Origin of the sequence: Tabrizicola sp. YIM 78059 (assembly GCF_004959785.1) — a bacterium.
In the GTDB taxonomy this organism is placed as follows: Bacteria; Pseudomonadota; Alphaproteobacteria; order Rhodobacterales; family Rhodobacteraceae; genus Tabrizicola; species Tabrizicola caldifontis.
The window spans coordinates 20838-34004 of the sequence record NZ_SJZH01000001.1; the positions used below are offsets into that span (position 1 = coordinate 20838).

Annotated in this window: 12 protein-coding genes and 1 pseudogene; 7 read left to right on the plus strand and 6 right to left on the minus strand. The window is 67.8% G+C overall.

Going from position 1 to position 13167, the window contains the following annotated elements:
- Nucleotides 1-117 precede the first annotated feature (117 nt).
- Nucleotides 118-1005, minus strand: coding sequence for a LysR family transcriptional regulator (locus EZM81_RS00080; RefSeq protein WP_135451228.1), 888 nt, complete (start codon nucleotides 1003-1005; stop codon nucleotides 118-120).
- Nucleotides 1006-1100: 95 nt separating this feature from the next.
- Here EZM81_RS00080 and EZM81_RS00085 point away from each other — a divergent pair, with 95 nt between their 5' ends.
- Nucleotides 1101-1619, plus strand: a complete 519-nt coding sequence (locus EZM81_RS00085; protein ID WP_136644337.1) for an SRPBCC domain-containing protein — start codon at nucleotides 1101-1103, stop codon at nucleotides 1617-1619.
- Between the two features lie 345 nt (nucleotides 1620-1964).
- Here the strand turns inward: EZM81_RS00085 and xylB are convergent, their stop codons facing one another.
- From xylB to EZM81_RS00110, 5 genes are all read right to left on the minus strand, one after another.
- Nucleotides 1965-3413, minus strand: coding sequence for a xylulokinase (xylB, locus tag EZM81_RS00090; protein WP_136644338.1), 1449 nt, complete (start codon nucleotides 3411-3413; stop codon nucleotides 1965-1967).
- The gene (locus EZM81_RS00095; protein ID WP_136644339.1) at nucleotides 3413-4381 is read right to left on the minus strand and encodes a sugar-binding transcriptional regulator; all 969 of its coding nucleotides are present in this window, start codon (nucleotides 4379-4381) and stop codon (nucleotides 3413-3415) included. The genes xylB and EZM81_RS00095 overlap by 1 nt, the downstream gene beginning before the upstream one ends.
- An 8-nt stretch (nucleotides 4382-4389) precedes the next feature.
- Nucleotides 4390-5217, minus strand: coding sequence for a carbohydrate ABC transporter permease (locus tag EZM81_RS00100; RefSeq protein WP_136644340.1), 828 nt, complete (start codon nucleotides 5215-5217; stop codon nucleotides 4390-4392).
- Nucleotide 5218: 1 nt separating this feature from the next.
- Complete coding sequence (locus EZM81_RS00105) at nucleotides 5219-6097, minus strand: carbohydrate ABC transporter permease (RefSeq protein ID WP_136644341.1); 879 nt, start codon at nucleotides 6095-6097, stop codon at nucleotides 5219-5221.
- 104 nt (nucleotides 6098-6201) lie between these two features.
- Nucleotides 6202-7542, minus strand: coding sequence for a sugar ABC transporter substrate-binding protein (locus EZM81_RS00110; protein WP_136644342.1), 1341 nt, complete (start codon nucleotides 7540-7542; stop codon nucleotides 6202-6204).
- Nucleotides 7543-7679: 137 nt separating this feature from the next.
- On the opposite strand from EZM81_RS00110, the gene EZM81_RS00115 reads away from it, so the two are divergent.
- From EZM81_RS00115 to EZM81_RS00140, 6 genes and pseudogenes are all read left to right on the plus strand, one after another.
- A complete protein-coding gene (locus EZM81_RS00115) occupies nucleotides 7680-8741 on the plus strand; it encodes an ABC transporter ATP-binding protein (RefSeq protein WP_136644664.1) in 1062 nt (353 codons plus the stop codon).
- The gene (locus EZM81_RS00120) at nucleotides 8738-10078 is read left to right on the plus strand and encodes a sn-glycerol-1-phosphate dehydrogenase (RefSeq protein ID WP_136644343.1); all 1341 of its coding nucleotides are present in this window, start codon (nucleotides 8738-8740) and stop codon (nucleotides 10076-10078) included. Before EZM81_RS00115 ends, EZM81_RS00120 begins: the two co-directional genes overlap by 4 nt.
- Nucleotides 10075-10635 carry an SIS domain-containing protein gene (locus EZM81_RS00125; RefSeq protein ID WP_136644344.1) on the plus strand — a complete coding sequence of 187 codons (561 nt, stop codon included), beginning with the start codon at nucleotides 10075-10077 and terminating at the stop codon, nucleotides 10633-10635. The genes EZM81_RS00120 and EZM81_RS00125 overlap by 4 nt, the downstream gene beginning before the upstream one ends.
- A 3-nt stretch (nucleotides 10636-10638) precedes the next feature.
- The gene (locus tag EZM81_RS00130) at nucleotides 10639-11406 is read left to right on the plus strand and encodes an SDR family NAD(P)-dependent oxidoreductase (RefSeq protein ID WP_136644345.1); all 768 of its coding nucleotides are present in this window, start codon (nucleotides 10639-10641) and stop codon (nucleotides 11404-11406) included.
- Nucleotides 11399-12334: an HAD-IIA family hydrolase gene (locus EZM81_RS00135; RefSeq protein ID WP_248298083.1), complete on the plus strand. Its 936-nt coding sequence runs from the start codon at nucleotides 11399-11401 to the stop codon at nucleotides 12332-12334. Before EZM81_RS00130 ends, EZM81_RS00135 begins: the two co-directional genes overlap by 8 nt.
- A gap of 249 nt (nucleotides 12335-12583) precedes the next feature.
- Nucleotides 12584-13027, plus strand: a pseudogene (locus EZM81_RS00140) (hypothetical protein); the annotation flags it as partial.
- Nucleotides 13028-13167 lie beyond the last annotated feature (140 nt).

Consider the following 13167-nt stretch of genomic DNA (forward strand, 5'->3'; position numbering starts at 1 on the left):
CCGACTGCCTGCAAGCTATGCCTGGTACGGGCGAAACGGTCCTGGCCTTCAGCCGAATGCAGTCACCCCGTCATGCTAGACGTAAAGCCCGTTCTGGGCGACTTGCCATTGCCAGGGTTATCCCGCCAGAGCGTCAGGCAGATGGGCTGCAAGGTGATCGAATAACAGCCGCACCCGCGCACTTGCCCGCAGATCCTCGTGCATCGCCAGCCAGCAGTCGAGGCGGAAGTCAAACTGCGACTGCAGCACCGGTCGCAGATCGGGACAGGCGCGCGCGATTCCGGCCTGCGCCGCGCCGATCCCCAACCCAGCGCGCAATGCGTTCAGCTGTGCGGCCTCGCGGTCGCAGCGGAAACGCAGCATCCTGCGGTCAAGTCCCGCAGCCGCCATTGCTGCAAGCGGGCCCTCGTCGCGGTCCGGCCCGATCAGCAGGTGTCCGGCCAGGTCCGCAGGGGTCTGTGGCGTGCCATGGGCCGCAAGATAGCGCGCATGGGCGTAAAGCCCGATCCGCACCACGGCGATCCTGCGGGCCACCAGCCCGGACTGTGCAGGCCGCGCCATGCGTACCGCAAGATCGGCCTCGCGCCTGAGAAGATCCTCGTTGCGGTTCGAAAGCACAAGTTCCACCTCAAGCCCGGGATGCGCGGCCAGCAGCGGGCTCAGGACACCCGGAAGGATCTCGGCCCCCACCACCTCGCTGGCCGTCAGACGCACGATGCCGCGGCCGGCATCCAGCGGTGCCGACGCCGTGCGTTCCAGGGCCGCCGCCGCGGCCGCCATCGCCCGCGCCTCAGGCAGCAGATCGCGCCCCAGATCGGTGAGAGACATGCCATGTGGCGCGCGCAGGAACAGTCCGGCCCCGACGGCCCGTTCGAGAAGGTCGATGTGCCGTCCCACGGTCGGCTGAGTCAGGCGCAGGGCGCGCGCTGCGCCCGACAGGCTGCCTTCTTCGGCAACGGCGATGAAGCTGCGCCAGTGGTCCCACTGAACCGGAGTGTTGATCATGCATTTCTCTATAGCTGGTAATTTTCTTTATTCAATTTCAGAATGACTCGGTCGGTCGTATTCCAGTGGCGCCCCCCCAAACACGGAACCCTGACATGACCACGTTTTTCGGCGCCACCGCTGTTCTTGCACTCGCCCTTGGCCTGGCATTCGCCCTTGCCCCCAGTGACGGTTTCGAAACGGAAATCTTCATCGCCGCGCCACCCGAGACCGTCTGGGCCCTGTTGACCGATCCGGTCGAGCACCAGGGCTGGAGCCCGAACATCCATCACGTCGAGGGGCACTTCGTCGAAGGCGACCGGGTCGGGCTGACGATGGGCACGCCGTCGGGCGGAAGGATCACCTTCCACCCCGAAATCCTGGTCGCCGACCCTGGGCGCCAGCTGCGCTGGCTGGGTCGCCTCGGCCTGCCGGGCATTTTCGATGGCGAGCACTATTTCCTGCTGTCGGCTGAGAATGGCGGAACCCTGCTGATTCAGGGTGAACGCTTCCACGGTGTCCTTCTGTGGGTCATGGATGTGCACCAGTTCCGTGAGGCGTTCGAAAGCGCGAATGCAGGATTGAAGGCGCGCGCCGAGACGGTGGCGGGCCAGAGGATGCAAGGCGCTGGCTGAGGCCGGCGGCCCCTGTGGTCTTTGGGTCTTGCGGTCGGGGCAGGCTGGCCAATTGCCTGCCGGGCCTCGGTTCATCGCTTGCGAAAGCCGGGGGTGGCAGTGCATCACTTCGCTGGCCGGTATCTGGGCCGCTTGCGTGCTCTTGCCGTCGCCCCGACACCTTGTGGGTCTGCCATGGGGGCATGATCGCAATACGGGCCTGAAAGGGATCCGTCAGAGGCGGCTCTCGTGGCGTGCAGGGAAGCGATATTCAAGGGAACGCCGCGGGAGCGAATGGACAATGCGCAACCCCCGGTAGATGAGGTGATGGTGCATTTACGATGCGCTTGGCAATGCCCTCGCTGCTCAGTCCGCCGCCAGTGCGGTGATGGAGGCACGGCGCTGGGCCAGGGCTTCTGTAAGCTGATCGTCAGGCGCGACCTCTCGGCGGGCGGGGACGGGCTCGGACAGGATCCCGACCGGCGCCCCGGCCGCGACCGCCGCCAGTCGCGCCGCCCCCCGCGGGCCGGCCATGTCGGCGCCATCGATCAGGGCCAGCGGACGGCCCAGAACGCTCGCCATCAGCCGCAGCCACAGCGCGCTGCGGGTGCCGCCGCCGACCACGGTGAACCGCTCGGGGCGGACCCCCACCTCCTCCTGCGCGGCGATGCAGTCGGCGAACTGGAAGGCCACGCCCTCCATCGTCGCATAGGCCAGCATCGCCGGCGTGACGCCCGGATGCAGCCCCGCCATGCGCCCCGTCAGGTCGGGGCGGTTCAGGGGCGTGCGGATGCCGGTCAGGCAGGGCAGGAACAGCGGCGCGGCCTCGATGTCCCGGGCGGCGAAGGCCGTGGCCTCGGCGTCCAGATCGGGCACGGCGCGCCCGGTGATCTGGCCCACCCAGTCAAGGCTCGCCGTCGCCGACATCACCACGCCCATCGACAGGAACACCCCCGGCACGACATGGGCCGAGGTCAGGATCGCCCGCTGCGGCCCCGGGTGGAAGGCCGCATCCACCACGCAGGCCACGCCCGAGGTGCCGACGGTCAGCACTGCATCCCCCGGCCGCGCCCCGCCCGCGCCCAGCGTCGATCCCATGTTGTCCCCCGCGCCCGCCGCTACCGCGACCGGCCGCGCAATCCCCCAGCGGGCGCAGAGGTCGGGCCTCAGCCGCCCCGCCTCGGCCCAGCTGTCAAGGACCGGGGGCAGATGCGCCGGATCCCAGCCGGCGGCCGCGCAAAGCCCGGGGTCCCACCGGCCCGAGGCCACGTCCAGAAGCTGCGTCCCGCCCGCATCCGAAGGTTCGGTCGCGACCTCTCCGGTCAGCGCCAGGCGGACATAGTCCTTGGTCAGCATCAGCATGCGCGCGCGGTCCATCAGGTCCGGCTCGTGCTTCCTCAGCCACATGAGCTTTGGCGCGGTGATGCCGGGGTCGGGCGTGCCGTTGGTGCGCCGGCCGATGTCGGGGACGGCGGCCAGCAGCTCGGCGCATTCCGCGATCGCCCGCTGGTCGTTCCACAGCATCGCTGGGCGCAGGGGGCGCAGGTCCGCATCCAGGATCAGCGCCGCCAGCATCTGCCCCGACAGCCCGATCCCCTTCACCGCCGCCATCTCGCGCGGGGCCTCGGCCGCCAGCCGGTCGAGGCAGGTGAACACCGTCGAGACCCAGAGATCGGCATCCTGTTCGCTGTAGCCCACCTGCGGGCGGCTCACCGCCACCGGTTCCGCCGCCACCGCGACGACGCGGGCGAGGTCCTCGATCAGCACCGCCTTGATGCCGGAGGTGCCGAGGTCGATGCCGACATGCAGCGCCATCAGCCGCGCTCCAGCAGGGCGCGGGCCGTCGCCTCGTCGGTGACAAGGGTGTTGACCACGCCGCGTTTCAGGATCGCCCGGACGATCGGCACCTTGTGCGGTCCCCCGGCGGCAAGGATGACGTTGGGGATCGGGCCGAGATCCTCGAGCCCGATGCCGATGACGCGCTCGTTGATCGGATGCGGGATCGGCTGGCCCTCGGCGTCCAGCACCACGCCCAGCACGTCGCCCACCGCTCCCAGGGCGCGCAGGTCCTCCATCGTCACGTCGCCGGGCAGGCCGTCGCGCATCAGCAGCGACGCCTTCGAGATGTCGCCCGCCGCCATGGCCAGCGCATCCACCCCGCGCAGCTTCTCCAGCACCTCGCGGAACACGTCGAGCTGCATGATCGTGTCGCGGCTTTCCCGGCTGCCGGCGTAAAGCGGCGCGGTGAAATAGCTGTGCTGGGCGCCCAGCAGGTCGGCCAGCCGGGTCGTGATCTCGAAACTGTTCAGGTCCGATCCGCGCGTGAGGCCGCCCATGACGCTGATGACCTCCAGGTCGGGCCGATCCATCGCCGCGACGAAGCGGGTGGCGATGTTCAGCGTTCCGCCCCAGGACATGCCGAACAGGCGCACCTTCGGGTCGGCCAGCACCTCGGACAGAAGGTTCCCGAGCGCCGCGCCCACGATCATCTGCACGTCGCGCGGGTCCATCGGCGCAGGCGCGACATAGGCCTGTCGCAGCCCGAAGCGGGCACGCAAGGCAGCCTCGAGTTCGGCGCAGGCGGCGAAGGCGGTGTTGAAGGTTATCCGCACAAGGCCGCGCGCGCGGGCCTCGGCCAAGGCCTTGTTGACCCGCAGGCGGGTGGCGCCAAGCTTCTCGGCCACCTTCTCCTGCGTCAGCCCCTCGACATGATAGGCCCAGGCCACCTGCGCCAGGAACCGCTCTTCGGTGTCGATCTGCGGCAGTTTCGGCGCGCGCGCCATTGCACCCCCTACTTCACGGCCCCCATCGTCAGGCCCCGGACCAGGTGTTTCGACGCCAGCAGCGCAAAGATCAAGACCGGGACGACGATGAGCGTCGAGGTGGCCATGATCTTTCCGTAAGGCACGTCGTAGCCCTCCATGAAGGTCACGGCCATGGCGGGGGCGGTCTTGGCGGCCTTGGGGGCCAGGATGTAGGCGAAGAGAAGCTCGTTCCACGCGAAGATGAAGGAGAGGATCGAGCTGACCGCAACGCCGGGCATGGCGAGCGGCAGGCAGATCGAGCGGAAGATGCGCCACTGGCTTGCGCCTTCCAGCATGGCCGCCTCGTCCAGTTCCTTCGGGATGCCGCGGAACTGGTCGGTGCAGATCCAGATCACGATCGGCAGGGTGAAGGTCAGATACATCAGGATCAGCGCGATATGGGTGTCGCGCAGGCCGGTCTGGCGGGCGATCAGGAAGACCGGGAACGCCAGGACGACGGGGCTGACGAAGCGATTGGTGATGAACCAGAACCACAGGTCGCGCTTGCCACGGAACTCGAACCGGGCAAGGGCATAGGCGGCGGGCGTGCCAAGGCCCACGGCCAGCGCCGTGGTGCAGACCGCGACGATGATCGAGTTGACCAGCGCCGGGCCGACCCTGTCCACGAACAGGACTTCCCAGTAGTTCGCCAGCGTGGGCGTGAACCACCAGACGGGCGGAGATTCCAGCGCGACGACCTGGGTCTTCAGGCTGGTCGTTACCATCCAGTAGAAGGGAAAGACGCAGAAGAGGCCGATCAGCAGAAGAAGCGCACCTTCGGCCCAGAGGTGGCGGCGCTGGACGGGGGCGGCCATGTCAACGGACCTCGCGGTAGAAGAGGCGGATGTAAAGCTGCGCAAGCACGATGGTGATCGCCAGCATGATGATCGACTGTGCCGCGGCCATGCCGATGTCGAACTGGCGGTTGCCCACGCGCTCGATCAGCACGGCGATGAATTCGGTCGCGGACCCCGGACCCCCGCGCGTCATGGTGAAGGGCATGTCGAACAGCTTCAGCGTGTCGGCGGTGCGCAGGATCAGGACGGCGACAAGGCTGGGGGCCAGGAACGGAAGCTGGACAAAGCGCAGGACCGTCCAGTTGGATTTCGTCTCAAGCTTCGCGGCCTCCTCGATTTCCGGCGGGACGGTGGACAGGCCGGCAAGCAGGACAAGCGCGACGAAGGGCGTCCATTGCCAGATGTCCCACAGGACCACTGCGATGAATGCATTTGTAGGGTCACCGATGAAATTGATCGGGGCAATGCCGATCCATCCGAGCATCTGGTTGATGACGCCGTATTTCTGGTTCAGCATGACTTGGGCCAGCAGTCCCACGACGGCATAGGTCGTTGCCATCGGCAGGACCAGCGAAAGCCGCGTCAGCGTCTTCCAGAGTGTCAGCCCCGGCCGGTGCAGCACCAGGGCGATCACCAGGCCCAGCATGATCTCGATCGGCACGGCGATAAGGAACAGCAGCGCTGTGCGCCCCATTGCCTGCCAGAACACCGGATCGGTCAGCACTGCGGCATAGTTGTCGAGGCCAACGAACCTCTGCTGCGCCAGCTTGGTCAGGTTGAAGTAGTGCAGGCTTTTCCAGACCGCATAGAGAAGCGGAGCGATGCCAACCAGGGCCAGCGCCGCGACGGCCGGGCCAAGGAAGGCGGCGACAGTTCGCCGGGGCACGCGAAAGCTCATCGGATCCTCGTTTCGGTCTGGGGTGCCCAGGCCCCCGCGACGCGGACGGGGGCCTGGTCGTGCCCTGAGGCACCTCTCCTGGGAGGAGACTACGGAACCGCCGGTTACTGGGCCAGCGGCTTCTTGCCGTCGTAGTAGCCGGCCTCGGCAAGGACGGCTTCCATCTTTTCGCCGATCAGCCTGGCGCCTTCTTCGACGCTGACTTCACCCAGCATCATCTTGGTGCCCCATTCCTGCACGATCTCGGTGATCGCGGGCCATTCGGCAAAGCGCGGACGGAACTCGGGCACGCCTTCCTGCCAGCTTTCGACGAGGGCGGGAATGAACTTGTAGGTCTTGGCCAGCTCGGGATCGGCATAGGCCGACTTGCGGGCAGGCACCCCGCCCAGCTCTAGATACTGTCCTGCCTTTGCCTTCGAAGTCACCCACTGGATGAACAGCCAACCGGCGGCCTGTTCGGCTTCGTCGGCCTGGCTGGCCACCGCCAGAGAGAAGCCGCCAAGCGCCGGCTTGCGCCCTGCCGGCCCCTTGGGTTCCGGAGCAATTTCAACGCAGTCCGCGACTTTCGAGGTCTCGGGGCTGACCACGGTGGAATAGAAGGCCGACCATTCGGTGATCATCGCCACGTCGCCCTGGGCGAAGGCATTCACGGTCTCGGCATGGTCATAGGCGACGATGCCCGGCGGCATGAACTTCATCAGCTCCTGCCGGAAGTTCAGACCCGCCTGGCTTTCCGGCGAGTTGAGGTTCGAACGGAACTCGGCGTTCAGGAAACTGCCGCCGAAGGGCCACAGGAAGCGTGCGAAGCTGTCGGCCGACTGGGTCTCGTTGCGCTTGGACTGCAGGGCATAGGCATACTTGCCGTCCTTGGTCAGCGCCGGGCCGTAGGTATCCATCATCTCCTGCCAGGTCGCCGGCGGCTTGTCGAAGCCCGCGGCTTCCAGCATGCACCGGTTCCAGAACAGTAGGCCCGAATAGTTGTCGAAGGGCAGGCCATAGTTCACGCCGTTCCACGACCCGAAGGCGTTCAGCACCAGCGGGAAGAAGTCGGCCATGTCCAGATCGGGGTCTGCGAGGTCAGGATTGTTGATGAAGGTCTCGGACGGGACCAGCCAGCCGTTCTCGGCGAAGTTGCCGATCCAGACCAGGTCGATCAGCGCGATGTCGAGATCGCCCCCGGCCACGAAGTCGCGCACCTGTTCGCCCAGCGCGTTCTCATAGGGCACGGTGGTGATGTTGACCTTGATGCCCGTGGCCGCCTCGAACTCGGGCAGCATCTTGATCGCGGCGTTGTAGCCGGGGCGGTCCAGGAACAGGACTTCCAGCTCGGTCCCGGCATAGGGCTTGGCGGCCTCTTCCAGCGACCAGGCCTGCGCCGCGCCGGCAAGGCCGGCCAACGACGCGGACGCCAGCGCAAGGGCGCTGACATGCGACATGAGTTTCATGGTTTCCTCCCTCAGGGTTCAGCGTTGCAGAGTTGACTTCCATTTGTAACGCTGCACATATAAATGTATCGAAACCGGGGCGAGTCAACCGGAAAATCGCAATGCGCCAGAAGGTCGGCGCAAGGGAAGGGGTCGGCATGGCCGAGGTCAGGCTATCGGGCGTGAACAAGTTTTATGGCGCGGCGCAGGCGCTGCATTCGGTCACGCTGACCATCGAGGACGGCGAATTCGCGGTCTTCGTCGGGCCTTCGGGCTGCGGAAAGTCCACGCTTCTGCGGTCCATCGCGGGGTTGGAGGAAATCAGCGATGGCACCATTCACATCGGCGACCGCGACGTCACCCGCGCCGCGCCGTCGGACCGCGACGTGGCCATGGTGTTCCAGTCCTATGCGCTTTATCCGCACATGACGGTGCGCGAGAACATGGACTTCGGGATGAAGGTCAACAACTTCCCCGAAGCAGACCGCAAGCGCCGCATTGCCGAGGCCGCCCGCATCCTGCAACTCGAACCCTATCTCGACCGCAAGCCGGGGCAGCTGTCGGGTGGCCAGCGCCAGCGCGTCGCCATCGGGCGCGCCATCGTGAAGGAGCCGAAGGTGTTCCTCTTCGACGAGCCCTTGTCGAACCTCGACGCGAAGCTGCGCGTCCAGATGCGGGTGGAGCTTGAGGCGCTGCACCGCGACCTCAGGGCCACGATGATCTATGTCACCCACGACCAGGTCGAGGCGATGACCATGGCCGACAAGATCGTGGTCCTGAACGCCGGCCGCATCGAACAGGTCGGCGCGCCGATGGAGCTTTACAATCGCCCCGCCTCGGAATTCGTCGCGGGGTTCATCGGGGCACCGTCGATGAACTTCCTGACCGTCGATCTGCGCGATGGGCAGGCGATGGTTGACGGCAAGCCCCTCGGCGCGGCGCCTTCGGGGACGGTGAAGCTGGGGATCCGGCCCGAGCATCTGGTCCTGCGCCCGGCGGGGCAGGGGCAATTGCCCGCGACCGTGTCCCTGACCGAGACGCTGGGCGGCGACGCCTACCTTTATGTGCGGCTTCAGGGCGGGCAGACGCTGGTCGTCCGGGCCGAGGGCGACACGACGCTGGACCATGGCGCCGAGATCGGCCTCGACCTGCCGCCGCATCGCCTCCACCATTTCGCCGCCGACGGGCGGACGCTGGCCTCGGGCGGGGTGGCGGCATGAGCGGGGACCTGATCCGCGACGCGGTGGCGCGGTCGGCCAATGTGGCCGAGGTGGTGATCGGACGCGGCGTGCTGGCCGAGGGGGGCAGGCTTTACGCCCGGCATTTCACGGGTCCCGTGGTGCTGATGGCCGACGACCGCGGCTGGGGGGCTGCGGGCGAGGCCGTGGAGGCGGCCTTCGCGGCAGCGGGCATCCCGACGCGCCGCCATGTCATCCCGGCCATCCCGCGCCCCAAGCCCACGGTGGACCTCGCCGATTCGCTCCGCGCCGTCCTGCAGCCCGGCGAGACGCCCGTTGCCGTCGGCTCGGGCGTGATGAACGACGTGGTGAAGCACGCGGCCTTCACCGCCGGCATCCCCTACATGTGCGTGGCCACGGCGGCCAGCATGGACGGCTATACCTCGGCCGGCGCGCCGCTGTCCGAGAAGGGGTTCAAGAAGACCATCCCCTGCCGTCCGGCGAAGGTCTTGCTCGCCGACCTCGACGTGATCGCCGCCGCCCCGCCCGAGATGACGGGCTGGGGCTATGGCGACCTCGCGGGCAAGGTTCCGGCGGGGGGCGACTGGATCATCGCCGATGCGCTGGGGATCGAGCCCATCGACGATGTGGCCTGGCCCATGGTGCAGGGCGGCCTCGAAGGCTGGCTGTCGCAGCCCGACCGGATCGCCGCCGGCGACCGGGATGCGGTGGAGGGCCTTTTCCTCGGCCTGACGCTGGTCGGTCTGGCGATGGAGGCGCATGGTTCCTCGCGCCCCGCCTCCGGGGCCGACCACCAGATCGCGCATCTGTGGGAAATGGACGACCTGCACCACAAGGGCGAACGGGTCAGCCACGGCGCCTGTGTTGCCGTGGGCACAATGGCGGCCTTGCGGATGTTCGACTGGCTGCTGACGCGCGACCTTGCCGCGCTCGACCCCGCTCGCCGCGCGGCCGAGGCGCCGGACCTGGCCGCCAAGGAAGCCGAGATCCGCGCCCGCTTCGGCCCCGGCGAGATCGCCGAACGCGCCATCGCCGAGACCCGCGCCAAGCATGTCGAGGGGACCGCGTTGCAGGCCCGGCTGACCCGCCTTGCTGCCGTCTGGCCCGACCTTCAGGCCCGGCTGCGCGCCCGGCTCTGGACGCCTGCCCGCATGGCCGACCATCTGGCGCGCGCCGGCGCCCCGGTCGAGGCGGCGGACATCGGCGTCGATCCGGCCTATCTGCACCGCACAATCCTGAAGGCACGCTTCCTGCGCAGTCGCTATACTGTGCTCGACCTTCTGGACGAGGTCGGGCTTCTGGATCAGGCTGCCCTGGCGGCCCTGCCGCAGGCCCCGCAAACGAAGGTGGGAACATGACGCTTTCCGATCTTGCCACCCGCGCCGCGGGGGAAATCCGCGATGCCGTGGCTGCCATCGACCCCGCCGCGTTGCAGGGGATGGTGGAAGAACTGGCCCAGGCCCGCCGCATCGTCTGCTACGGCGTGGGGCGCGAGGGGCTGATGATGCGGGCGCTGGCCATGCGGCTTTACCACATGGGGCTCGATGCGCATGTGGTGGGCGACATGTCCTGCCCGCCGGTCGGCCCCGGCGACCTTCTGGTCGTAAGCGCCGGGCCGGGGGGCTTTTCCACGGTGGACGGGTTGATCGGCGTCGCGCGCAAGGCGGGCGCGCGGGTGGCCTGCGTCACTGCCCAGCCCCAGGGCAGCGCGCCACGGGCGGCCGAGCGCGTGTTCCTGATCCCGGCGCAGACCATGGCGAACGACCAGGGCGCGGCGGCGACCTCGGTCCTGCCGATGGGCTCGTTGTTCGAGGGCGCGCAGTATCTGGCCTTCGAGCTTCTGATCCTTGCGCTCCGCGACCATCTCGGCGTGACGCCCGAGGCGATGCGAGCGCGCCACACCAACCTGGAGTAGCCCATGTCCTGGCAGGACCGCTTTTCCCTTGCGGGGCGCAAGGCGCTGGTCACCGGGGCCTCGAAGGGCATCGGGGCCGAGATCGCCCGCGTCTTCGCCGAGGCCGGCGCCGACATCGTGGCGCTGGGCCGCGACCCGGCCGACCTTGCGGCCACCGCCGAGGCCGTCCGCGCCCATGGCCGGCGCTGCCTGACCCTGACGGCCGAGATGGAAAGCCCGACCGAACCCGTCGCAGCCTGCCAGCAGGCGCTGAAGGAATGGGGCACCATCGACATCCTGGTCAACTCGGCCGGGATCGCCCATGTCGCCCCGGCGGTGGACTTCACGACCGAGGCCTGGGACCGGATGATGGCCGTCAACCTCCGCGCCCCCTTCCTGACCGCGCGGACGCTCGCCCCGGCCATGATCGCGCAGCGGTGGGGTAAGGTCATCAACATCTCTTCCCAGACCGGGGTGATCGCGCTGGATGATCACGCGGCCTATGCCGCCTCGAAAGGGGGGCTGAACGCGCTCACGAAGTCGCTTTGCGCCGAATGGGCGCGGTTCAACGTGCAGGTCAACGCGATCTGCCCGACCGTGGTGATGACGCCCATGGGGATCGAGGTCTGGGGCAAGCCGGAAAAGGGCGACCCGTTCCGCAACGCCACCCCCGCCCGCCGCTTTGCCGAGCCGGTGGAGGTCGCGGACGCGGCGCTCTACCTCGCCTCGGATGCCTCGGCCATGGTCAACGGCGCGCTTCTGATGGTGGAAGGCGGGTTCACCAGTGTCTGACGTGTCCCTCGACGCCGGGCCGGGGGACATGCTCTCCGACGCGCCCTCGGCCTTCGCGCGGTACGAGGCGATCCGCCCCCGCCTGCCCGCAGCCCGCTATCCTGCCCGGTCGCTGTACCTGCCCTCGCTGGAAGCGGTGGCCGACCATGTGGACGGCTTCCTTCTGGATGCCTTCGGTGTCCTCAACGTGGGCGAGACCGCCATTCCCGGCGCGGTGGCGCGGATGGCCAGCCTACGTCGTCGCGGGAAAAGGCTGGCGGTGCTGACGAATGCCGCCAGCTACACGCGCGACCAGCTTCTGGCCAAGTATCACCGCCTAGGCTTCGACTTCACGGCGGAGGAGGTCGTGGCCTCGCGTGATGTCGCTGTGGCGCGGCTGGACGCTATCGCACCGAGGGCCGCCTGGGCTGCGATCGCGGCTGCCGGTGATACATTCGCCGACATCCCGGCGCGGCTGGTGGATGCCGTAGCCGACCCCGCCGCCTTCGACCAGGCCGATGCGATCCTGTTCCTCTCCACCGCACGCTGGTCGCCCGCGCTGCAACGCCGCCTGATCCGGGCGCTAGACCGCCGCCCGCGCCCGCTCGTCATCGCCAACCCCGACCTTGTAGCCCCGCGCGAAGGCGGGCTGACGCTGGAGCCGGGGCTTTTCGGCCACGAGCTTCTCGACGCCCTGCCGGGGCTTGAGGTGCACTGGTTCGGCAAGCCCTTCCCGCAGGCCTTTGCCGAAGGCATCAGTCGCACCGGTCTTGCTCCCGACCGGCTGGCCATGGTGGGCGATACGTTGCACACCGATGTGCTGGGCGGCAGGGCGGCAGGCTGCCGCAGCGTGCTGGTCACCGACCATGGACTCTTTGCCGGCCGAGACACCGCGCCCTTCATTGCCGCCTCGGGCATCGTGCCGGATTTCATCGTGTCCAGCCCCTGACCAGCCGGACCGCATGCGTGGTCGGGCAGGGCGGCGCCGTCGCTTGCGGATCCGCCGGACAAGCTGGCGTTTCAACCGGGGTGGGCCGTGGACTCTGCCCGACAATCCGAACCAGAAGCATCGCGTGATGGCCCGTATTGACGAGGCTGCCGGTGACTACTGGCACCGGGTCAAGCAGGTGAACGTCACGGGGATGTTCCACTCTCTGCGCCAAGTCTGTGGCAACTGATGTAGCAGGGCACCGGCGGCGCGATCGTCAAAGTGGCGCCGGTGGCCGGTATCCGTGGTTTTGGCGGAACGCCGCCCTGTGCTGCCTCAGAACGTGCCGTAGAGGGACTAACGAAGAACGCGGGGATCGACTGCGCGCTTTTCGGGATCAGGGTGAATTCCGTCGGCGTGGCGACGACCAATACGCCGAAGTCCGAACGCGCCTTGCACATCATCGAACATCGCCGGGCTTCCGGGTTCAAGGACAGCGGGCTCGGTCTCTACAAGAGCATCGCATGCTGCGATTCTGTGGCCAGAAGAAGCTTGGATTCCCCCTCGGCCGAGCAGGTGGCGATCATGCGGTTCCTGCTGTCACCAGAGGCGCCGAAGATCACGGGATCGACCTGCAACACGGATGGTGGCGCAACGTCTTGCGACGATGCCATCCTGCATTCCGATGCGTGGCCAAGGCGCGCAGGCAGATGAAGGTCTTCGCTTCTGCAGCCCCACAAGCCACCAGGCCGGCAGTCTGATGAGCCCTGCAGGACAATAGCCCCTCAGAGGCATGGTCGGACCCGGCCGTCGGGATCCATGCTCGGACCCGAAACCACAAAGGAGATGATGGC